The sequence below is a fragment of the Prevotella sp. TF12-30 genome, from assembly GCF_003436715.1.
Classification (GTDB): Bacteria; Bacteroidota; Bacteroidia; order Bacteroidales; family Bacteroidaceae; genus Prevotella; species Prevotella copri_A.
The window spans coordinates 1-21677 of the sequence record NZ_QSQJ01000052.1 but is presented as its reverse complement, the minus strand read 5'-3'; the positions used below and the strand labels follow the sequence as shown (position 1 = coordinate 21677).

Here is a 21677-nt window from a genome sequence, read left to right as displayed (position 1 = left end):
AACATAAAAGAGGGTGCGCCATAGACTTATGACACACCCTCCTTTTGTATTTTCAAATAATTTCTTTAAAATTATTTCTTTTTCTTCAATTCCAACTTCGGAATCTTGACTTTCTGACCTGGCTTCAACAGGGAATTACCATTCAGAGCTTCTACGTAACATTCCATTCCTGGACCTAAGTACTTTTGGCTGAGCGACTTGATGGTTTGTCCTTCTCTTGCCGTAACAACCTCGGAAACACCAATGATACGATAGGCTCCGGTTCGAACACGGGCATCCTGGTCGTATTTGCTGCTTGCCTGGGCAGCATGCTTTTCAGTCTGCTTTCTGGCTTCTTCTTTCTTCTTAGCTTCTGCAAGTTTTTTAGCCTCCTGCTGCTTCTTGGTTTCTGCAAGTTTCTTTGCATCAACCTGCCTTTTCGCATCAGCCAAATTCTTTGCATCAGCGAGTTTCTTGGCTTCCAAATTCTTCTTAGCCTCAGGCGATTTTGCATCAATTGATTGATTGTCTGCGGCAGCACCCATATTCTGTTCGGCATTTTCGGCTTTTTTGACAGCTTCGCTTGCCTGCGCCATTCTTATACTATCCTCGATAGCCTTTTTGCGAAGAATTTCTTCCTGCGTTGAAGCAGACTTGGTTGGCGCCTTCTTCTCTGCCGCAATCTGCTGGTAATTATCCAACTGTAGAGCGAGATGATCACGCTGGGCAGCCATCTTGCCATAATTAAAAGCAAACCAGCCAAAGCCTCCTATCATTGCCAGGAATACTACGCTCGCTGCAATAACCAGATAACGAGGCAAAACAACATGTCGCTTATCGGTTACCTCATCTGAAGAAGGAGTTTCCTCATCTGAAGAAGCTTCCTCTTCAATAGGAGTTTCTGTAAAGTTTTCCTTATCAGAAGGAACTTTCTCTACAATAGGAGTTTCTGTAATAGAGTTATCCTCACCAGAAGGAACTTTCTCTGCAATAGGAGTTTCCTCTGTTAATGTCGATTCTTTTTCTTCATCAGAAACAACAGACTCAACTTCATTCTGAGCTGGAACTTCAGATTCCTTTGTTTCCAATTCAGAAGTTGCAGATTCAGATTCTACCGGTTCAGATACTGCAGGTTTAAATACAGCAGGTTCTGTCGCTGCAGGTTCTGTCGCTGCAGGTTCTAATCCTTCCGGTTTCTTTTCTTCCGGTTCAGCAACATTTTCCTGAGACAATCTCTCTCCTATCACAATCATTTCATCGCTAACAGGAGCAGCGTTTTCTTCATCCAAAAAATCTATCACACCACTTGTTGCAGAAGAATCCTGTTCAACAAAAGATTCCACGGAAGAATTTTCAGAATCAGAAACACACTCTAACGTAGAATCGGATACAGGACCATCCTCTTCAGCATTTTCAAATTTTCTGTCGATTTCATCGAAATCAACACCATCATTCACCACAACGGTCTCAAACTGGGCGAAAGGCTTGTTCACAATCTCCTTCAGAATATTATCGGGCGTGAAGGAAATCTTGTCACGGCCCTCGATGAGGATTCGCTCGCCCGTGTTCACATCCACGCTTTCACGATCCTTCACCGCCATTACCTTGAAAGTACCCAGCCACTTCATCTTCACGAGCTTATCAGACTGAAGCCCCTCGTTGGCAACATCAAACATCTTTCTGATAAACAATTCGGCATCCTGCAGACTGATTCCCGACTTCTCTGCCAGGCGCTGCGCCAAGTCGCTTAAACTAATCTTACTCATAGTCTTCACCTCCATTCTTCAGTTTTTCCTTGACACTGGCCACAGGGCGAAAGCCGAGTACGAGCTTAGGCGGAACAAGCTGGCGCTTCTTGGTAGTAGGATTAACAACCACACGCTCCAAGCGCTTCTTTACTTCAAACGTACCAAAGTTGGGGATAGAGACAGCCTCACCATCCTCAAATTCAGCAATCATAGCATCTATCACCTTGCGCACCATCTTCTGGGTGTCGTCCTGTGGATAGCCAGTCTGCTGAGCAAGTTCTGCAATATACTCCTTGTTATTCATTCTGATGTCAAAATATTACCTCCCATATTACTTTACCACTTCTCCGTAGAGATCAAACTCCTCACTCTGGGTAATCTTCACATTGTAGAAGCAACCCACGCGCAGACGCTTCTCTCCTGCCTTGATCAGCACTTCAGGATCCACCTCTGGCGAGCAGAATTCGGTTCTTCCGATATAGTAATCACCCTCCTTGCGGTCGATAATCACCTTCAGTATCTTGCCCACTTTCTCAGCCTCTACCTCTGCGCTGATTTCCTGCTGCAGAATCATCAGTTCGTCAAGACGGCGCTGCTTCACCTCGGCAGGAACATCATCCTCGTAGTTATTGGCACTGTAGGTACCCTCCTCCTCAGAATAAGCAAAGGCACCCATACGCTCAAAGCGCTGAGTACGAACGAATTCGAGCAACTCGTGGAAGTCTTCCTGAGTCTCGCCAGGGAATCCCACCATCAGAGTAGTGCGGATATGAATGCCCGGCACACGCTCACGGATGGTCTTGAGCAGATCGATGGTTTCCTGCTTGCTCACGTGGCGATGCATTCTGTTGAGCATATTGTCGCTGATATGCTGCAGGGCGATGTCAAGATACTTACATACGTTTGGCTTCTCGCGCATCACATCGAGCAAATCGAGCGGGAACTGGTTAGGATAAGCATAGTGCAGACGGATCCACTTCACACCCGGAATATCCGCCATGCGGCTTATGAGTTCGGTGATGTGATGCTTGCCGTCCAAGTCCACGCCGTAGTAGGTGAGCTCTTGGGCGATAATCTGGAATTCCTTCACACCATCGGCTACCAGTTGGCGTACCTCGTCAAGGATTTCATCCATCGGACGAGAAACGTGCTTGCCGGTGATGATAGGAATGGCGCAATACGCACAGCGGCGGTTGCAACCTTCAGAAATCTTGATATAGGCATAATGATGAGGAGTAGTGAGATGGCGGGTTCCACTGCAAGCAGGCACATCAGCCTTGCCCAGTTCCTTGAGCAACTCCTTATAATTAAACTTACCATAAAACTTATCCACCTCGGGCATCTCAGCCTCCAGTTCCTTCTGGTAGCGCTGTGAGAGACAACCCATCACATAGAGTTTGCGGAGTCGTCCCTCTTCCTTAGCCTGGATGAACTCCAGAATGGTATCGATACTCTCCTGCTTGGCATCCTCGATAAAGCCGCAAGTATTGATGACGGCAATTTCACCCTGTGGGCGTTTCGGGTCATGAACGCAGTGGTAGCCATTGTCCTCGAAAAGCTTCATCAAGGTCTCACTATCCACCAGATTCTTGGAGCAACCCATGGTTACTATATCTATCTGATTTTTCTTCATTCTTATCCTACTTATCCTAATAATAATCTTAATCTAATTCTTTTCTCGACTATTTTACATCGAGCTTCATCTAATTCTTTTCTCAAAGTCTATAAGCACCTGTATTCTAGTGCTTAAATAGGGAGTCAACAAATTCAGACTTATTGAAGAGCTGGAGATCCTCCATGCCCTCGCCCAGTCCGATATACTTCACTGGCACCTTGAGCTGGTCGGAGATACCGATTACCACGCCCCCCTTGGCCGTACCATCGAGCTTGGTGATGGCGAGCGAAGAGATATTGGTAACGGCAGCAAACTGCTTAGCCTGCTCAAAAGCGTTCTGTCCGGTACTTCCATCCAGAACGAGCATCACCTCATCCGGAGCCTCAGGCATCACCTTCTTCATCACCTCCTTGATCTTCTTCAACTCATTCATCAGGTTCACCTTATTATGAAGGCGTCCGGCAGTATCAATCAGCACCACGTCGGCACCGTTCGCCTTGGCGCTCTGCAGGGTATCGAAGGCCACGCTGGCAGGGTCAGAACCCATCTGCTGCTTCACCACTGGCACCCCTACTCGCTCGCCCCAGATGCTGATCTGTTCCACGGCAGCGGCACGGAAGGTATCGGCAGCACCGAGATACACCTTCTTGCCAGCCTTCTTAAACTGATAGGCGAGCTTTCCTATGGTGGTAGTCTTGCCCACACCATTCACACCCACTACCAGAATCACGTATGGCTTATGATCGGAAGGCAAATCCCAGTTTTCATTGTCATCGGTATGATTTTCCTCTAGGAGGCTTGCAATCTCTTCTCTCAGGATTCTGTTGAGTTCTGAGGTAGAAACATACTTATCTCTTGCCACGCGTTCTTCGATACGTCGGATGATCTTCACGGTAGTCTCCACACCAACATCGGATGTGATGAGCACCTCCTCCAAATCATCGAGCACGTCATCATCTACGGTTGACTTACCAGCCACCGCACGCGCCAATTTTCCAAACACGCTCTCCTTGGTCTTTTCGAGGCCTTTATCGAGAGTTTCCTTTTTTTTGTTGCTAAATAATCCGAATAATCCCATAATTATAGCTATATTTTTTTGCAAAGATACGAAAATATTTGAAACTAGGAGCGTTTTCCCTAAAAAATATTGTTAACTTAGCAAAAGAATGTATAAATAATCGCTTCCTTATAGAAATATATCAAGTTATTTTTATACCTTTGTATGTTAGAAGCGCCTCCGAGTTCTTAATACTCGGACGAGGAGGACAAGACATTAAACATTTAAACAACAATCATGAAAAAGATATTTATCTCAATACTGATGCTGATTCCTGCTCTCACCATGCAGGCGCAGAATGTGCTTACCCCTGAGCAGCAGTTGGAAAAGGCGCAAAAAGAGTTGGAGGAAGCCAAGAAGGCCCTGGAAGCAGCCAAAGCTCAGGCAGAAGCTGCCAAGGTGAAGGCGGAAGCTGAAAAAGTAAAGGCGGAAGCCGAGAAAACGAAAGCGGAAGCTGAAAGATTGAAGGCTGAAGCTGAAAGAATGAAGCAGGAAGCAGAAAAGCTGAAGAAGAATACTGAGAATTCGGTGCCTGCTACAAAGCTGGTGCCTGCTACCAAGAAGGAGAATACTACCGAAACTTCAGAAGGTGCGGGATGGGTCGTGCCAACCATGACAGAGGAGGTAGAAGAGAAAAAGGTGGAAAAGACTGCCGAGGGCGTGGTGCTCAAGGAAGATCCGAAATACCTGGCGGGAGCCATCCAGCTCAATGCCGAGGGAAAAGTGGAATTTGTTCTCGACACCCAGGCAAGCGGAAAGAGTGCAGACGAAATCTACAACATCGTTTTCCAATATATGAGCAAGCTCATCAAGAATGAGCAAAACATCAACAGCCGCATCGCCCTGGTGAACAGAAACAACAAGAACGAGCAGATCATCGCCTGTATTATGGACGAATGGTTTGTCTTCAATCAGTCGTTCATCTCTCTCGACCGCACTGAGACCAAGTACCAGCTGGTGGCAACCATCAGCGACAACCATCTCCACCTCTCCATGACCCGAATCGTATTCAACTACGAGGAAGGCAGAAGTACCGGTTTCAAGGAGCCGGCAGAGAAAGTGATTACCGACAAATATGCCTTGACCAAGAAGAAAAACGACTTGGCTAAGATCTACGGGAAGTTCCGCCGCGGAACCATCGACCGCAAGGACCAGATCTTCAATGATCTGACCAAACTTGTTAGAAAATAAAAATCATCTTATAAAATATGGATCAGACAAAAGATAACAATATAACAAACACCCCACAGAGCGAGGAAACCGCAAAGACTCAGCCACAGAGCGAGAGCCACGAGGCGTCTCAGACACAGCCACAAACCAGCTATGCCGTGCGCCCAAACCGTCGCCACCACAGAAGACTGGAGTATGCAGACAAGAGCAATATGCTCGTAGCCAGAAACTGGCTCAACATTGGATTCATGCTCTTCGCCATCGTAGGCGTCATCCTCTGGACACAGATGGACGACCGCACGATTGCCAATGTACTGCTGATCATCGGCGTAGTCTTGAAAATTGCCGAGGTTTGCATCCGACTATTCAAAAAATAAGAAAGGTTTGCATCCGACCATTCAAAATAGGCTTGCATCCGCTTATTCAATAAATAAGAAATGAAGAAAATATTATTCTCTACAATCCTAGCTTGTGCTGCAACTCTACCAGTTGCGGCACAACGCGATTTTACGGATTTCAACAATAACGAGGACTCGCAGTTCCGCCCACAGACCGGCAACCGAATCAACACCGACTCGCTGGGCACCGACAAGGAGATTCCGAAGGGAATCAGGGTATGGACTGTGGATGAGAGATTTGGAGATACCCGGGCTGCTATGGTCGACACCATGCAGGCAATGTACCAGAATACCACCTTAACGGAAGGACTGCGCGGAGAGTACAACACCCTGGGCAACATGGGTACCGCCCGCATCAACCGCATCTTCATCGACCGACGCAATACGCAGGGCAACTTCATCTTCACCGAGCCATACGACAACATCGTTACCCCGGTGAGTGACTTCCACTTCACCAACACCTACTCGCCTATCACCAACATCACGCTGAATAGCTGCGGTGACAGAACCAACGGTGAGGATGACTTCAAGGCAATCTTTGCGGTGAATGCCAACAAGCAGCTGGGTGGCGGATTCCGATTCGACTACAAATACGGTCGCGGCTACTACGATGCACAGAGCACGGCGCACTTCAAATATACGATGTGGACTTCTTATCTGGGCGACCGCTATCAGGCGCACTTCCTTTTCAGCACCAACCACCAGAAGGTGACGGAGAACGGAGGTATTACCAATGATGACTACATCAAGCATCCGGAGCTTTTCACCGAGAGTTTCGCCACCAACGAAATACCGACCGTGCTGCAGCAGAACTGGAATCGCAACGACAATCAACACATCTTCTTCACCCACCGCTACAATGTGGGCTTCAGCCGCAAGGTGAAGATGACCGAGGAAGAAATCAAGGCCAAGAAATTCGCCATGGAGTCAGCAAAGGACAATGCAGCCGAGGAAGCCAAGGAGGAGGCAAGAAAGAAAGCAAGGGAACAAGGCAGGGAGTTTGACGAAAAGGCTTTCGACAAAAACCAGAAGAAGCAGTTCTCTGGTCGCCCTACAGATGCAAAGATTGCCGGCGATGAACCTGCCAAGAACAACAAGGCAATAGTTGCAAACAAGGCAGCCCAGGACTTCAAGAGCGACAGCACTCGAATTGCAGTAAACAGCAAGGCAATGGCAGACAGTCTGCTCTCCATAGAGAAGAAGAAAGCGCAGGACTCACTCTTCTACAAGACAGAATATGTTCCGGTAACCAGCTTCATCCACACCGTGCAGTTTGATAACTACAAGCGCATCTACCAGGCTTACCAGACTCCACAGAACTACTATCTCAAGGAGTACTACAATGCCGGCAAGTTTACAGGCGATTCTATCTACGATCAGACCCGCCACTGGCGCATCAAGAACACCGTGGCAATGGGAACGCTCGAAGGATTCAGCAAGTGGGCAAAGGCTGGTCTGAAAGCTTTCGCCAGCTATGACCTCCGCCACTACGAACTGCCGAATACAGAAGGCGGATTCGAGAAATTCAACGAGCATGCGCTGAGCGTAGGCGGTCAGCTGAGTAAGACTCAGGGCAAGACCCTTCACTATAATGTAGTGGGCGAGGTAGGACTCACCGGAGTGGATGCCGGCACCTTTGCCATTGATGGAAGCGCAGACATCAACCTGCCATTCCTGGGTGACACCGTACAGGTAAGAGGCGATGCTTTCATCCATCACGAAACGCCATCGTTCTACTATCGCAAGTATCATGCCCGACATCTCTGGTGGGATGATGATCTGAGCAAGATTATCCATACCCGCATCATGGGAACTCTGAGATTCGGCAAGACCAACACCACGCTGCGTGTGGCTGTGGATGAAATCAAGAACTATACTTATTTCTCACAGCAATATACGATTACAGAAAATGGTCTGCGCACAGGCGTGACAGTGACACCAATGCAGAGCGGCGACGCCATCAATCTGATTACAGCGCAGCTGCAGCAGGACTTCAAGTTCGGTATTTTCAACTGGCAGAACATGATTACCTACCAGCATACCAGCAGCAAGAGTGCCCTGCCAGTGCCAGACCTCAACGTATATACCAACCTCTTCATCAAGTTCAAGGTGGTAAAAGTACTGAATATCGAGTTGGGTGCTGATGCCAGATACTTCACCAGCTACGAGGCTCCGGACTATTCTCCTTACATCGGTCAATATACCGTGCAGGGCAACGGCGAGAAGAACGTGAAGGTGGGCAACTACCCTATCGTCAATGCCTACGCCAATGTTCACATCAAGCACACCCGCTTCTTCGTGATGATGAGCCATCTGAATGCAGGACAAGGCGACAAGAACTACTTCTTCACCCCTCACTATCCGATGAACCAGCGAGTTTTCAGAATGGGTGTAAGCTGGAACTTCTTCAACTAGGAAGCGAATCTTTTCCACAAGAGATTCTTCTGAAACAAAATAGAAGCGAATCTTTTCTTAATGAATAACAACAAGGAGCGAGGTTCCCCAAAAACCTCGCTCCTTATAATTTAAAAGCAACAATATGATGATAAAGACAAATTCTATCAAAGCATGGTTTCTCGCCGCCCGCCCCGTCACCCTTTCGGCAGCGGCAGTACCGGTGATGCTAGGAGTAGCCCTGGCATACAAGGATTCCAACGCCCACAGCCAATGGGTTCCAGCCCTGCTCTGTCTGCTCTTTGCTTGGGTAATGCAGATAGACTCAAATCTGGTAAACGACTTCTTTGACTTCAAGCATGGCAACGACGACGAAACCCGATTGGGGCCAAAGAGAGCCTGCGCCGAAGGCTGGATTACCATGAAAGCCATGAAATGGGGCATCATCTTCACCACCCTTCTAGGCTGCATCATCGGTCTGCCCCTCGCCTTTTACGGCGGAAAGGAGATGATCATCGTGGGTATCTGCTGCGTACTCTTCTGCTTCCTCTATACCACCAAGCTGAGCTATCTGGGATTGGGCGACCTGCTGGTACTTCTCTTTTTCGGCATCGTGCCAGTCTGCTGCACCTATTATCTGGTAATGCCTGAAGGAATGCAGACTGTATCAACGGAAGCCATACTTACCTCCATCGCCTGCGGACTGGTAGTAGATACGCTGCTCATTCTAAACAACTATCGCGACTACGACAACGACATCAAGGCGGGCAAGAAGACACTGATCGTTCACATCGGCAAGAAAAACGGCGAGCGTCTCTACTGCGCACTGGGCAACATCGGTATCCTCATCATGATTGGAATCAACATCTATGGTGCACTTGCCTACGATGCAGATACTAAGTTTTTGCCTTTCGCCGCCACATATCTCGTGGTGCACAACCGAACATTCGCCAAGATGAGGAAGATAGGAGAAGGCAGAATGCTGAACAAGGTACTGGGCTACACGGCTCTCAACATCTTTACCTTTGGTATGATCTCTACCTTCATCATCCTTGGAATGATGTGGTAATCCCAGAGATACCCGCCCCCTCTGGAATGGCATGAGAAGATTCTAGAATGAGAAGATAACATTCAGGAATAATAATTATATAATGTACGCGCGTACATTATATATATAAAAGAAGAAAAAGAATGAAGCAACAAGTAAATCTCGAAATCATGCAGTTTGTGGAAACACAGATTCTGCCCAAATATACAGAATTTGGCGAGAGCCACGGATTGCGCCACGTAACCCGTGTCATCAAAAACGCCATGAAACTCGTACCTGTAACAGGTGCCGACATCGATATGGTTTATATCGTTGCCGCCTACCACGACCTGGGAATGAGCGGTCCGCGCGCCATCCACCACCTCACCAGTGGCAAAATCCTCCAGGCTGATGCCAGACTGAAGCGCTGGTTCACTCCCGAGCAGATTAAAATCATGAAAGAAGCCGTGGAGGATCACCGCGCCTCCTCCAGTCGCCAGCCCCGAAGCATCTACGGCAAGATAGTAGCCGAAGCCGACCGCGACATCGATATTCACGAAATCTTTCTTCGTGCCATCGAATACGGAGAGGAGAACTATCCCGGAAAAGGAAAGGAAGAGCAATGGCAGCGGTTCGCCGACCACATGGACGAGAAATATTCCCGCAACGGCTACATCAAGCTCTGGATTCCTAACTCACCCAATGAGAAGGCTCTGAAAGAGCTGCGGAATATCATTGAAGACAAGACAGAACTCAGGAAATATTTCGAAGAAATATACGAAGAGCTCAGGAAAAAGAAGTCTTGACCCTTGAGAGAAACAAGGAAAAGGGAGTTCTGACTTTTGATAAAGAAGATTTTTCGAAAAAATCAGCAGAAAGATTTGGTAGTTTCAAAAGATTGCATTATCTTTGCAGTATAGAAAATCCAAAGACTTCTATCAATAGATGATAGCCTATGCTATGTCTATTCGACAAAGATATAAGGGTCGTGTCGGTTCGATCGGGATACTCATCAAATTACACTTATGAAACCGAGAAGACTTCTCTTGCCTATGGCGGGCCACATAAACTGACATGTCAACTAAGCTGCAAAGCCGGTGGATTACAAAAGCGGAGAGCTCTCAAATGTTTATGACATTCGGAGTTTCATCACATCATCGAGCGACCCTTTCCTACAGGAGGCAGATTTCCAATAATTGGTAAATCTGCCTCCTTTTTTGTTGACAAAGTCAGCTTATCCCCTATAATTCCTCCCAAAAACAAGAAAAATCAAGAAAATATGCATATTTCTTGAAAAAAGTTGCAGAAAAATTTGGTGGAACAAAAAAAATGTAGTATCTTTGCACCCGCATTTGAGAACGATGCTTGTTGATTTGGCAACAATATCCGATTGGAAGGTTGGGTGAGTGGCTGAAACCACCAGTTTGCTAAACTGACGTGCGGGATTACCGTACCGGGGGTTCGAATCCCCCACCTTCCGCAAGCGGAGTTCAAGATTGCATCGTTGGTCGATTCATCTAATGGTTAGGATACAAGATTCTCAATCTTGGCATAGGGGTTCGATTCCCCTATCGACTACCTGGTTAAATAAGTTAAATTTGTTGTTCAAGTCTGTACAAGTTGGGAAACCAATGCAGACTAATTAAAATGGTCGATTCATCTAATGGTTAGGATACAAGATTCTCAATCTTGGCATAGGGGTTCGATTCCCCTATCGACTACCTGGTTAAATAAGTTAAATTTGTTGTTCAAGTCTGTACAAGTTGGGAAACCAATGCAGACTAATTAAAATGGTCGATTCATCTAATGGTTAGGATACAAGATTCTCAATCTTGGCATAGGGGTTCGATTCCCCTATCGACTACTAAGTGTTTTTCATGTATTGGTTATTGTTAGTAAGCTTGCAATTAGTCGAAAAGACTACTGCAAGTTATTTTTTTATCCCTACGCAGGTAACGCTATCGCCGTTGTGGATAAATGACAATTACCCATCATAAAAGCAAAAAAAGTAAAGGAAAAATTTGGTGGAACCAAAAAAAAGTTGTACCTTTGCAATCGCATTTGAGAACGATGCTTGATGATTCAGAAATGAATCCAACAGGAAGGTTGGGTGAGTGGCTGAAACCACCAGTTTGCTAAACTGACGTGCGGGTTACCGTACCGGGGGTTCGAATCCCCCACCTTCCGCAAGCATTATTCAAAATTGCACCGTTGGTCGATTCATCTAATGGTTAGGATACAAGATTCTCAATCTTGGCATAGGGGTTCGATTCCCCTATCGACTACATCCCCCCCCCTTTTACCGTATCTTTGCAAGTATGAAAAAGATATTGACTCTCCATATACTTCTCGCCCTTACTGCCCAGCCCTCACGGGCGCAGAGACACGAGATATACAGTCAGCGCATCGCTACCCTACAGGTGGTGGCGGGCACCGACTGGCAAGCCCTTCCCATCACTTTGCTGAACGGGCAACCCATCCACATCGACTTCGATGACATGACCCACGATTATCATCGATACACCTACAGGATAGAACATTGCGATGCCGACTGGAAGGTTTCTCAGGGACTATTTGAGACCGACTATCTGAAGGGATGGAACCACGAGCAAGCCATCGACAACATCGAGCAATCGCTCAACACCAACCATCTCTACACCCACTATCGCCTCACAATCCCCAACGAGAACTGTCACATCACCATGAGCGGAAACTACAAGCTCACCATCTATGATGACAATGCGGAGACGAACAACCAAGAGGATGAAGCTACCGATAAGGACGGCAGAAAGATACTCACCGCCTGCTTTATGGTAGTAGAGCCACAGGTGCAGGTTGCCATCGGATATTCTTCGAATACGGACATCGACATCAACAAGCAGCATCAGCAGGTAAGTATGAATGTGAACTACGACAACCTAAAGGTAACCAACTCCTCACAGCAAATCAAAACCGTGGTGCTGCAGAACGGACGTTGGAATCAGGCAGTATGGAATGCCAAACCTGATTATATCAGCTCAGAGGGGCTGCAATGGAAGCACAACCGCCATCTGATATTCGATGCAGGAAATGAATACCGAAAATTCGAACTGCTCGACATAGATCATCCTACGATGGGAATAGACGAGATAAAATGGGATGGAGAAGAATACCAGGTCTATGTAATGCCCGACATTCCTCGCCCCAACTACGTACACGATGAGAGCGCCAAAGGCTCCTTCTACGTGCGCAACAGCGATAACGAGGATAATAATTTCACCTGCGAGTATGCACCGGTACATTTCCGGCTACAGACCAATCGCCAGCCAGGCGACGTATATCTGAATGCAGACTGGACCTACGACCGCTTTTCGCCTACCTATCGGATGGAATACAACGAAGCCGACCACAGCTATCACGCCACCGTGCTGCTCAAGCAAGGTTATTATAGCTACCAGTATCTGGTGCTCAAAAGCGACGGCAGTACGCAACCCGTGAGTACGGAGGGTAACTTCTTCCAGACTACCAACCGCTATGATGCCCTCATCTATTATCGAGACACGGGAGATAGAACCGACAGACTGGTAGGCTGGAAAAGCAGCCAATAAAAAACGCCCTGAAAGCGCAAAAGCATCAACCATATATAATGCTTTTGCCCTCTCAGGGCGTTTTAACTAACTAATACTATCTTTTTACTCCAATCCGAACAAAGCCTTCAAGCCACCATCTACACCAGAGAAGCCCATGAAGGCAAGGCTGAGGAGAGCGGCTGTAACCATGACGATGGCTACGCCCTGCATACCCTTAGGAATGCGAACCAAAGCCTGCTGCTCACGAATGCCTGCAAAGACGATGAGAGCCAGAGCAAAGCCGAGGGCAGTAGAGAACGCATAAACCACACTCTCCAAGAGATTGTAGTCCTTCTGGATAACCAGGATGGCTACACCCAGCACGGCACAGTTGGTAGTAATCAAAGGCAGGAAGATACCAAGCGCCTGATAAAGTGCAGGAGAAACCTTCTTGAGGATAATCTCTACCATCTGAACCAAGGCGGCAATCACGAGGATGAACGCCAGGGTCTGGAGATATTGCAATCCGAACGGATCGAGTACATACTTCTGAACACACCAGGTAATGATGGTTGCCAAGGTCAAGACGAAGGCGATGGCACCACCCATACCGATGGCTGTATCAACTTTCTTCGATACGCCCAGGAACGGACAGATACCGAGGAACTGCGACAAGACGATGTTGTTGACGAATATCGCAGAGATAAATATCAATAAATATTCCATAATTTCTATTCTATTTCATGGATTGAAGCGATGCCTACGCTTACTTCTTAACCTTATTAAATATAGCAATGATGTATCCCAAGGTGAGGAATGCTCCAGGAGGCAGGATGAACATCAGAATATTGGTAGTCTCTGGCAACAGAGTGATACCGAATACGCTACCTGCACCGAGAATCTCACGGGCACTACCCAGTATAGTAAGACCGAGGGTGAAACCCAAACCGCAGCCGAGACCATCAAAGAGACTGGCAATCGGTGAGTTCTTAGCAGCAAAACTCTCTGCTCTACCCAGGATGATACAGTTTACAACAATCAATGGGATGTAGATACCCAGCGCCTGGTTGATGCTGTCAGGAGCATAGGCGCTCATCAGCATCTGCAGGATGGTTACGAAGGCTGCAATCACGACGATGAAAACAGGGATGCGAACCATATCTGGGGTAATCTTCTTGATACATGAAATCACAAAATTGGTACAAACCAATACTGCCATGGTAGCCAATCCCATGGAAAGACCATTGATGGCACTGGTTGTTGTAGCCAAGGTAGGACACATACCGAGGAGCAACACGAAGGTAGGGTTCTCCTTGATGAGTCCGTTCATCAAAATTTTCATATTACTCATATCGGCTTATCCTTTCTTTTCGTTATGTTCAACTTTAGATGCACCGCTCTCAGCATCAGCTTTCTGAGATGCACCACTCTCGCCATCTACACTCTTACCTGCATAGGCAGCATAAGCCTGATTGATAGCCTTGAGGAAGGCACGGCTGGTAATGGTTGATGCGGTGATGGCATCTACTGCATTGCCGCTCTTATCGTCCTTGCTCACGTGGAGGTCGCCATCCTTTGGAGTCTTGCCAATGATGCTACCCTTTCCGTCTTTCTGGAACCAGGTAGTTGCCTTGGCACCCAGACCTGGAGTCTCTGAAGCCTGAAGAATGGTGTAACCCATAATCTTGCCCTCGGTATCGAAACCTACGAGCACCTTCAAGTCGCCACCGAAACCGCCGGTAGTACTTTCTACGGCAGCACCCAACTCCTTGCCGCTCTTGTCAGAGCACTTGTGGAGGGTGAAGGTAAACTCCTTGCCGCCAAACTCCTGCTTCACCTCTTCCGGCTCAGCCACCTGGAGATCTTCAGTACCCATCACGCTCTTAATACCGGCAGCCAGACTCTGGGCAGCCTTCTCGGCGATTGGACCTGAAGTAAGGTTGTTGATACATGCCAGCACGGCACCCACAACGAGTGCTACACCTACGAGCACCAAAACCATGTTCTTTAATGATGATTCTAATTTCTGCATGTCTCAATCCTCCTTATTTCTTAGCAGGCTTCTCACCGAAGCGCTTTGGTTTAACGTATGTGTTAATAAGAGGTGTGAACGCATTCATGATAAGAATGGCGAACGACATACCTTCTGGATAGCTACCCCAGTTACGGATGATGACGGTGAGAAGACCGATGCAGACACCGTAGATAAGCATACCCTTGTGAGTCATTGGCGATGTTACATAATCGGTAGCCATGAAGATGGCACCGAGCATCAGACCACCACTGAAGATGACAGCCAGAGGATTGGCATAAACAGGATTAGCCAAATGCATCAAACCGCTGAAAACGAATACAGTAGCGATGATGCTGACTGGAATATGCCAGGTAATAACCTTCTTCCAGAGCATGTAAGCCAAACCGAGCAACAGGGCGAAAGCACAAACCTCACCGGTTGTACCGGCTCCGAAAGTATCGCCAGTAGCACCGAAGAGCAGACTCATGGAATCAGGCAACTGATTCAGGAGAGAAGCATCGCCAGTCTTGATGGCTGTCTTCATGATAGCCAGCGGTGTAGCACCAGTTGTTGCATCGGTATAGCTGAGCATCTGTCCTGCCACTGGCCATGAAGTCATCTGAGCAGGGAAGCTGACGAGCAGGAAGCAACGGCCTACCAAAGCAGGATTGAAAGGATTGTTACCCAGACCGCCGAAGCTCATCTTACCCACACCGATGGCAAACAGAGCACCGATGATGATGATCCAGAGAGGAAGGTTACTTGGCAAGTTCATACCGAGCAAGAGACCAGTGATGATGGCAGAACCATCGAGCAAGCTGGTCTCCTCCTTCAGGAGATATTTTGTAATTGCCCACTCAAAGAAGACGCAGGCTGCCACAGAGGTGAGCAGTACGACTGCTGAACCCAAACCGAAGAAATAAAAAGATGCGAGGATGGCAGGCACGAGAGCGATGATTACTCCGTACATGTTCTTCTCCACGCTCTCATTTCCGTGGGCATGTGGCGATAATGAAACGATTAATTTTCCCATTTTATCTTTTAAATTCTTTCTTAAATGAAATTCATTCTTGACGTGAACGCTTACTTCTTAGCACTTCGTGCTCTGATGATGCCCATCACCGCTGCCTTACCATTGATGATGTTATCGAGGATAGGACGATGAGATGGACAGGTGAACTGGCATGAACCGCAGGCAATGCAGGATGTTACCTCCTCTGCCTCCAGGCGTTCATAATCCTTCACTACGCTCAGGGTAGCAAGCAAGTATGGCTCCAAGCCCATTGGACAGGCATCCACACACTTGGCACAGCGGATACATGGCTGAGCCTTCTTGCGGTGAGCATCGGCATCGGTCAGTACGGTGATGGAGTTGGTACCCTTGGTTACAGGAACATCGAGACTGATCACAGCCTTACCCATCATCGGACCACCAGCCAACACCTTGTTGTCGCCCTCAGGCAAACCGCCACAGTTCTCAATCATCTGAGAGAATGGGGTTCCCATACGCACGAGGAAGTTGCCTGGATTCTTCACCTGCTTACCGGTAACGGTGGTATAGCGTTCGAAGAGAGGCTTATTCTTCATAACTGCCTGATAAACAGCGAAGGCAGTACCTACATTCTGAACTATTGCTCCAACGTTGACTGGGATAGCAGGAGGAGCTGGAACCTGACGGCGGATAACGGCGTCCACCAACTGCTTCTCACCACCCTGAGGATACTTCTTAGCCAAAGGAACGATCTCGATACGGGAGTTATTGGCTGTCTTTTCCTCGAAGAGTTTGATGGCAGCAGGCTTGTTGTCCTCAATACCGATGTAGCCCTTCTCTACCTTAGCCGCCTTCATCAGAAGGTTCAAGCCAACGAGAATCTCATCGGCATGCTCCATCATCAGACGATAGTCGGCAGTAATATAAGGCTCGCACTCTACACCGTTGATGATGACACACTCAGCCTTGGCTCCTGGAGGAGGACAAAGCTTGATGAAGGTTGGGAAACCGGCACCACCCATACCAGTGACACCAGCCACCTTGATACGGTTGACAATCTCTTCTGGAGTCAGCTCAGCATGAGCCTCCAGTGTCTCGAGCTTATCAGAGCGGTCGATGCTCTCCTCCCACTCGTCGCCCTCTACATTAATGATAATGCAAGGCTTGCGATAACCGGTAGCATCAATAGATGTATCTACCTTGAACACGGTTCCTGATACGGAACTGTAAATAGGAGCACTCACAAAGCCACCAGCCTCAGCGATAAGTGTACCCACCTTCACCTTGTCGCCCTTGGCAACCACAGGCTTGGCAGGAGCACCGATGTGCTGACCAAGTGGGAAAATAGCCTGCTTAGGGAGAGGAGCTACCTGAGTAGCCATCTCGGCAGTAATCTTATTCTCTTCTGGGTGAACTCCACCAATTCTAAAAGTTCTCAAATTCATGATTATTCCTCCTTTTTCTTAACTGGGAAATTTACTTTTACGAGAGCACCGGTTGGGCATTCGTCAACACACTTGGTACACATGCGGCACTTGTTGAAGTCAACATAAGCCACATTGTTTTCTACCGTGATAGCATCAAACTTGCAGACTTTCTGACACTTACCGCATCCGATGCAAGCAACGCTACAAGCCTTCTTAGCCACAGCACCCTTGTCGTGGTTCACACACTGAACGTAAACACGGCGACCCTTAGGACCCTTCTTGCGAAGCTCGATGATGTGACGTGGGCAAGCCTTAGCACAAGCACCACACCCCGTACACTTCTCCTCATCAACCTCAGGAAGCCCCGTCTCTGGATTGATAGAGATGGCACCAAACTGGCAGGCAGCCACGCAATCACCACAACCCAAGCAACCGAATCCGCAGCCGGTTTCACCAGCGCCACAGGAGTTCATAGCAGCACAAGTGTGCAAACCATCATACTCGGCAATGCGAGGACGATGCTCGCAAGAACCATTACAACGAACCACTGCCACCTTAGCCTCTGTGTTAGCCACAGCCAGGCCAAGGAGATCAGCCACCTTGCCCATCACGTCGGCACCACCCACAGGACACATCAGTCCGTCGATGCTACCGGCATCAGCACCCTTAACCAGCGCAGCCGCCATACCGGAACATCCGGCAAAACCGCAACCACCGCAGTTGGCACCCGGAAGGAGTTCACCCACCTGTCCCAATCGAGGGTCTTCTTCGACGGCAAACTTCTTGGAAACTCCGAAGAGCACTAGCGCTGCTACCAGCGCAATGGCTCCGAGTACCAAGACTGCACTCAAAATTAAATCCATAATAGTTTGTATTTGTTTTGTTAATATTTCTAGTTGTTTTGCAATCAGTCAACATATTTGTATTCAAACCTGAAAAACTGGGAAATCATTCCTAGCTGCAGGGTTCAAGACTAAAGCTTAATTTATTTCGTAGTTTGTTTCTCAAGAGATAAAGCCCTATATAATAAGGTATCAATATCCCCAAGGCAGACACAGCGGCATATCCCTCTGATTGCGTAATCTTCAGTACGGCAACCAAAGCCACAACCATCAGGACCAGAGGCAGCAAATAGCCATACAAGCTGGCGCGGAAGCCAACAGCCGTATCTGCCACCACAACAACAGAGTCACCCAGCTGATACTTGACAGCATCAGCAACCTGCACCTCGATAATCTTTTCTTTCGTTTCAGAAGCATTGCAATGAGCAGCCACCTTGCAGGCACTGCACGCAGATGACTGAAGGATGCGCACGCGCACACAGCCCTCTTCTACTCCATCCACTACTCCATTATGCTTAATTTTATTACTCATTTCCGAATCTTGTTCATAAGGTTAGCCTTTCCTCTCCTACACAAGAGCACCTATTTTAAGGTGGCTTATTGCAAAGTCGAGTTAGCAATTCTAATTTGTTTGCAAAGATAATATATTATTTATAAATGACAAACAAAATCACCAGATTATTTAATTAAAAGAAACGTAAACGTTTTCTATTTTACATTTTCGACCATAAAAACTGAGAAAAACACAGAAATAAACGGATAAGAATAGGTTTTTTATAATTTTCTCGCCATCTTCTTTGTTTATATCATTTTTTTGTGTACCTTTGCAAAAAACAAGAAAGCCAACAACACCTAGCGTGTCGAGGCACGAAAACACTAAGATTATGGAAATAACAGAGCAGATGACAATTCAGCAAATTGAGCGCTTTATTAAAAAGATAGCTCAAAAGTTTCCAGCACAACCTTCAAATGAAGAAAACGCCGTGCTGACCGACATCCATGTAAGAGTTTCCCAAGACAGTGGTGAACTCCTTGCCTTTGACGATGACGACACAGAGATTACTCGCTGCGTAGTTGAGCAATGGATAGACAACAAGGATGAGAACTTCTATGATGAGGTGGCAAAGATTTTGCGAGACACCTTGCGCAAAAATTCTGAGATCGTTGATAATCTCGGAATCCTTAAGCCATATAGCTTCGTGCTGGAAGATGACGACAAGGAAAACCTCGGCGAACTCTATCTTGCCGACGATGATACCATCATTCTGGGTGGTGACCTGATGGAAAACCTGGATCACGACCTCGATGAATTCCTTGACGACTTGTTAAAAGAATAAACTATAAAAGTGCCAGTCAGCCCACTAGTGGGTCCCACCATGCCCGTCGCATGGGCACCCACAGCCCACCAAGCGGGCATCCACAGAACAAGCGCCGGGCAACAAGTGCCCATAGAACGGGCAATGAGTGCCCAAATGCTGGGACTATTTTTGGGCAACACTGATAAGAGTTTACTGTTTATAATTTATAGTTGACAGTGTACTGTTTTCGATGCGCAGTAGATGAAGCAATCCTTTTAGTCGATATTTACAACAGAGAATGAGACTATGAGACTTTTTCTTCAAAAAAAACTTTTTCACGTAAGCGCATACTAACAAGAGCAAAGCCCATCCTCCCGGATGGGCTTTAGCATTTAATACAAAAACATTATGTAGTTCTTTTATATGTAACTATATGTTTAGTAAATGTATAGTTTAATACCTGATTATCAATTCATTACATTTACTCAAAATAACATATCATACACATATATTATACACACAATATACATATATTTACATAAACTTTGGTGCTAATTTGGTGCTAAATAATTTGGTACTTTCGTTTTTTCTTCTTATCTTTGCACCGTCAACAATAAACATTGAGCTTATGAAAAAGGAAATCGTGCAAATCAGGGAAAGAAAGATGCCCAGCGGTAAGACAAGCCTATATCTTGCCTACACCATCAACGGCAAGAGACAATACGAGTACCCGAAGCTTTATCTCTTGCCTGAAAATGGCAGGGGTAAGACTGCAGCCATAGCCGCCAACAAGGAGACCAGAAGAATCATTGAAGCTATGCAAGCCAAGAAGATTGTGGAACTCACCCAGAACAGAAGCGGCATCATTGTGAAGAAAGAGCCGAAGAAGATGCTCTTCTCTCAATGGATCAAGACTTTTCGAGACTACAAAGCCAAGACCACCAGAGGCGAGGAGTACATCAAGACCATCAGCAATGTGGAGAGACATATCTGTGAGTATGCCGGAGATAAAGTGACGATGGCAGCTATAGACAAGAAGTTTTGCGAAGGGTTTATCTCCTACCTCAAAACCGCCAAAGGAAAATTCACCGAGCAGCCTTTAAGCGGTATGACTCAGAAGGTGTACTTTGCCATGTTCAACACTATGCTAAAGAAAGCTGTACGTGACGAGATTATCCCAAGAAATCCAATCGACCTCATTGATACTGGAACCAAGATCAAGGCTCCCGAAAGCGAAAGGGTATATCTTGATATATCTGAGTTGAAGAAGATGGCTGCATCAGATCCGAAGGACAAATCAACCAAGCAAGCCTTCATGTTCTCCTGCTTTACTGGTCTCCGCATCTCGGACATCCGCCAGCTTAAATGGGAGGATATTGAAGAGTACACCGATGAGGATGGTAACTCCAGATACAGAATGATCAAGAGAATGCAGAAGACTCAGCGAATCATCACCTATTCACTATCAAAGGAAGCGGTCAGTTGGTTGCCGGAGCGAACAGGGGAACTGGTATTCGACAAGCTGGTATGTGCTCCAAACCTGAATGCGCAAATCAAGAAGTGGGCTGAATCGTGTGGAATCACCAAGAACGTCTCCTTCCACATGAGGAGTCACAACACAATCTTTTATTGATTGAATATCAGTAAGTTAAGTGCTTTGAAGAATGTAACTGCTAACGATTTAGAAACGAGCTATATTCTTTTTCTTTCACAACCTTGCAATATACAAAGAACGCCTAAATGTGCGACAAAGATACGATATTTTTCTTAATATCCCATAATTTACAAGAAGAGAAATATGGAAATTAGGACTTTTTTACATGAAATCTCAAACTTGTGAACATAACCCCATCATAAAATGAATAGCAAGTATTCCTGCTGAGTTTATCAAATCAGGGCCATTGTTGTTGATGACGACTCTACCATCAGCTCATATATACCTTTCCGACACAAGTATATATTGTTTTCATTTGTACCCCGAGTGTGTACAGTTTCAAAACATGATTTACATTCTTATATAAGAAAGTGAAGCCGTGACCATTTGTGTATTTTTGTCAAACTAACTCCAGTACATACAACAGATGTAAAAGATTTCTGCAAAATTGACCGAAATCATAAGAAAAAAACGCCAAACCAGCAAATTTCTTAAAGATTATATCTGTTTATTAA

General features: G+C 46.7%; 19 protein-coding genes and 6 tRNA genes. 14 read left to right on the top strand and 11 right to left on the bottom strand.

Going from position 1 to position 21677, the window contains the following annotated elements; genetic code table 11:
• Nucleotides 1–71: 71 nt before the first annotated feature.
• From DXD25_RS17220 to ftsY, 4 genes are all read right to left on the bottom strand, one after another.
• The gene (locus tag DXD25_RS17220; RefSeq protein ID WP_233522335.1) at nt 72–1745 is read right to left on the bottom strand and encodes an HU family DNA-binding protein; all 1674 of its coding nucleotides are present in this window, start codon (nt 1743–1745) and stop codon (nt 72–74) included.
• A complete protein-coding gene (locus tag DXD25_RS14630; protein ID WP_117664142.1) occupies nt 1738–2031 on the bottom strand; it encodes an HU family DNA-binding protein in 294 nt (97 codons plus the stop codon). The genes DXD25_RS17220 and DXD25_RS14630 overlap by 8 nt, the downstream gene beginning before the upstream one ends.
• Nucleotides 2032–2058: 27 nt before the next feature.
• Complete coding sequence (gene rimO, locus DXD25_RS14625) at nt 2059–3360, bottom strand: 30S ribosomal protein S12 methylthiotransferase RimO (RefSeq protein ID WP_089542698.1); 1302 nt, start codon at nt 3358–3360, stop codon at nt 2059–2061.
• 106 nt (nt 3361–3466) lie between these two features.
• Nucleotides 3467–4420 (bottom strand): signal recognition particle-docking protein FtsY, encoded by a 954-nt coding sequence (gene ftsY, locus DXD25_RS14620; RefSeq protein ID WP_117664141.1) that lies wholly within the window; start codon nt 4418–4420, stop codon nt 3467–3469.
• Nucleotides 4421–4636: 216 nt separating this feature from the next.
• Here ftsY and DXD25_RS14615 point away from each other — a divergent pair, with 216 nt between their 5' ends.
• The 12 genes from DXD25_RS14615 to DXD25_RS14560 all read left to right on the top strand — a co-directional run bounded on the left by DXD25_RS14615 (nt 4637) and on the right by DXD25_RS14560 (nt 12975).
• Nucleotides 4637–5590 (top strand): DUF4468 domain-containing protein, encoded by a 954-nt coding sequence (locus DXD25_RS14615; RefSeq protein ID WP_117664140.1) that lies wholly within the window; start codon nt 4637–4639, stop codon nt 5588–5590.
• 17 nt (nt 5591–5607) lie between these two features.
• Complete coding sequence (locus DXD25_RS17215; RefSeq protein ID WP_233522334.1) at nt 5608–5946, top strand: mechanosensitive ion channel protein MscS; 339 nt, start codon at nt 5608–5610, stop codon at nt 5944–5946.
• Between the two features lie 60 nt (nt 5947–6006).
• Complete coding sequence (locus DXD25_RS14605) at nt 6007–8382, top strand: putative porin (RefSeq protein ID WP_117664139.1); 2376 nt, start codon at nt 6007–6009, stop codon at nt 8380–8382.
• A 127-nt stretch (nt 8383–8509) separates the two neighbouring features.
• A complete protein-coding gene (menA, locus tag DXD25_RS14600) occupies nt 8510–9430 on the top strand; it encodes a 1,4-dihydroxy-2-naphthoate octaprenyltransferase (protein ID WP_117664143.1) in 921 nt (306 codons plus the stop codon).
• A gap of 122 nt (nt 9431–9552) precedes the next feature.
• Complete coding sequence (locus DXD25_RS14595; RefSeq protein ID WP_117664138.1) at nt 9553–10194, top strand: HD domain-containing protein; 642 nt, start codon at nt 9553–9555, stop codon at nt 10192–10194.
• A 586-nt stretch (nt 10195–10780) separates the two neighbouring features.
• Nucleotides 10781–10868 (top strand) — tRNA-Ser (locus DXD25_RS14590).
• A gap of 26 nt (nt 10869–10894) precedes the next feature.
• Nucleotides 10895–10966, top strand: a tRNA-Glu gene (locus DXD25_RS14585).
• Between the two features lie 71 nt (nt 10967–11037).
• A tRNA-Glu gene (locus DXD25_RS14580) sits at nt 11038–11109 on the top strand.
• Between the two features lie 71 nt (nt 11110–11180).
• Nucleotides 11181–11252: transfer RNA gene (locus DXD25_RS14575), tRNA-Glu, on the top strand.
• A 236-nt stretch (nt 11253–11488) separates the two neighbouring features.
• Nucleotides 11489–11575 (top strand) — tRNA-Ser (locus DXD25_RS14570).
• 26 nt (nt 11576–11601) lie between these two features.
• Nucleotides 11602–11673: transfer RNA gene (locus tag DXD25_RS14565), tRNA-Glu, on the top strand.
• Between the two features lie 33 nt (nt 11674–11706).
• On the top strand, nt 11707–12975 hold the full coding sequence (locus DXD25_RS14560) for a DUF5103 domain-containing protein (RefSeq protein ID WP_117664137.1): 1269 nt from the start codon (nt 11707–11709) through the stop codon (nt 12973–12975).
• Between the two features lie 84 nt (nt 12976–13059).
• Here the strand turns inward: DXD25_RS14560 and rsxA are convergent, their stop codons facing one another.
• From rsxA to DXD25_RS14525, 7 genes are all read right to left on the bottom strand, one after another.
• Nucleotides 13060–13662: an electron transport complex subunit RsxA gene (gene rsxA / locus DXD25_RS14555; protein WP_089542704.1), complete on the bottom strand. Its 603-nt coding sequence runs from the start codon at nt 13660–13662 to the stop codon at nt 13060–13062.
• 40 nt (nt 13663–13702) lie between these two features.
• The gene (gene rsxE / locus DXD25_RS14550) at nt 13703–14287 is read right to left on the bottom strand and encodes an electron transport complex subunit RsxE (protein WP_089542705.1); all 585 of its coding nucleotides are present in this window, start codon (nt 14285–14287) and stop codon (nt 13703–13705) included.
• 6 nt (nt 14288–14293) lie between these two features.
• Nucleotides 14294–14968, bottom strand: coding sequence for an RnfABCDGE type electron transport complex subunit G (locus tag DXD25_RS14545; RefSeq protein WP_117664136.1), 675 nt, complete (start codon nt 14966–14968; stop codon nt 14294–14296).
• 13 nt (nt 14969–14981) lie between these two features.
• Entirely contained in the window at nt 14982–15983 is a 1002-nt protein-coding gene (locus DXD25_RS14540) for an RnfABCDGE type electron transport complex subunit D (RefSeq protein WP_089542707.1), read from the bottom strand.
• 50 nt (nt 15984–16033) lie between these two features.
• A complete protein-coding gene (gene rsxC / locus DXD25_RS14535; RefSeq protein ID WP_117664135.1) occupies nt 16034–17386 on the bottom strand; it encodes an electron transport complex subunit RsxC in 1353 nt (450 codons plus the stop codon).
• 2 nt (nt 17387–17388) lie between these two features.
• Nucleotides 17389–18231, bottom strand: coding sequence for a Fe-S cluster domain-containing protein (locus DXD25_RS14530; RefSeq protein WP_117664134.1), 843 nt, complete (start codon nt 18229–18231; stop codon nt 17389–17391).
• 91 nt (nt 18232–18322) lie between these two features.
• Nucleotides 18323–18742 carry a SoxR reducing system RseC family protein gene (locus DXD25_RS14525; protein ID WP_117664133.1) on the bottom strand — a complete coding sequence of 140 codons (420 nt, stop codon included), beginning with the start codon at nt 18740–18742 and terminating at the stop codon, nt 18323–18325.
• Between the two features lie 352 nt (nt 18743–19094).
• Here DXD25_RS14525 and DXD25_RS14520 point away from each other — a divergent pair, with 352 nt between their 5' ends.
• Together DXD25_RS14520 and DXD25_RS14515 are read left to right on the top strand one after the other, a co-directional pair.
• On the top strand, nt 19095–19547 hold the full coding sequence (locus DXD25_RS14520) for a hypothetical protein (RefSeq protein WP_117664132.1): 453 nt from the start codon (nt 19095–19097) through the stop codon (nt 19545–19547).
• Between the two features lie 589 nt (nt 19548–20136).
• Nucleotides 20137–21141: a site-specific integrase gene (locus DXD25_RS14515; protein ID WP_117664131.1), complete on the top strand. Its 1005-nt coding sequence runs from the start codon at nt 20137–20139 to the stop codon at nt 21139–21141.
• Nucleotides 21142–21677: the final 536 nt, after the last annotated feature.

Bases quoted from the DNA above. Each gene is read 5' to 3' on its own strand.
- DXD25_RS17220 (WP_233522335.1), bottom strand. From the start codon at position 1,745: ATGAGTAAGATTAGTTTAAGCGACTTGGCGCAGCGCCTGGCAGAGAAG.
- DXD25_RS14630 (WP_117664142.1), bottom strand. From the start codon at position 2,031: ATGAATAACAAGGAGTATATTGCAGAACTTGCTCAGCAGACTGGCTAT.
- rimO (WP_089542698.1), bottom strand. From the start codon at position 3,360: ATGAAGAAAAATCAGATAGATATAGTAACCATGGGTTGCTCCAAGAAT.
- ftsY (WP_117664141.1), bottom strand. From the start codon at position 4,420: ATGGGATTATTCGGATTATTTAGCAACAAAAAAAAGGAAACTCTCGAT.
- DXD25_RS14615 (WP_117664140.1), top strand. From the start codon at position 4,637: ATGAAAAAGATATTTATCTCAATACTGATGCTGATTCCTGCTCTCACC.
- DXD25_RS17215 (WP_233522334.1), top strand. From the start codon at position 5,608: ATGGATCAGACAAAAGATAACAATATAACAAACACCCCACAGAGCGAG.
- DXD25_RS14605 (WP_117664139.1), top strand. From the start codon at position 6,007: ATGAAGAAAATATTATTCTCTACAATCCTAGCTTGTGCTGCAACTCTA.
- menA (WP_117664143.1), top strand. From the start codon at position 8,510: ATGATAAAGACAAATTCTATCAAAGCATGGTTTCTCGCCGCCCGCCCC.
- DXD25_RS14595 (WP_117664138.1), top strand. From the start codon at position 9,553: ATGAAGCAACAAGTAAATCTCGAAATCATGCAGTTTGTGGAAACACAG.
- DXD25_RS14560 (WP_117664137.1), top strand. From the start codon at position 11,707: ATGAAAAAGATATTGACTCTCCATATACTTCTCGCCCTTACTGCCCAG.
- rsxA (WP_089542704.1), bottom strand. From the start codon at position 13,662: ATGGAATATTTATTGATATTTATCTCTGCGATATTCGTCAACAACATC.
- rsxE (WP_089542705.1), bottom strand. From the start codon at position 14,287: ATGAGTAATATGAAAATTTTGATGAACGGACTCATCAAGGAGAACCCT.
- DXD25_RS14545 (WP_117664136.1), bottom strand. From the start codon at position 14,968: ATGCAGAAATTAGAATCATCATTAAAGAACATGGTTTTGGTGCTCGTA.
- DXD25_RS14540 (WP_089542707.1), bottom strand. From the start codon at position 15,983: ATGGGAAAATTAATCGTTTCATTATCGCCACATGCCCACGGAAATGAG.
- rsxC (WP_117664135.1), bottom strand. From the start codon at position 17,386: ATGAATTTGAGAACTTTTAGAATTGGTGGAGTTCACCCAGAAGAGAAT.
- DXD25_RS14530 (WP_117664134.1), bottom strand. From the start codon at position 18,231: ATGGATTTAATTTTGAGTGCAGTCTTGGTACTCGGAGCCATTGCGCTG.
- DXD25_RS14525 (WP_117664133.1), bottom strand. From the start codon at position 18,742: ATGAGTAATAAAATTAAGCATAATGGAGTAGTGGATGGAGTAGAAGAG.
- DXD25_RS14520 (WP_117664132.1), top strand. From the start codon at position 19,095: ATGGAAATAACAGAGCAGATGACAATTCAGCAAATTGAGCGCTTTATT.
- DXD25_RS14515 (WP_117664131.1), top strand. From the start codon at position 20,137: ATGAAAAAGGAAATCGTGCAAATCAGGGAAAGAAAGATGCCCAGCGGT.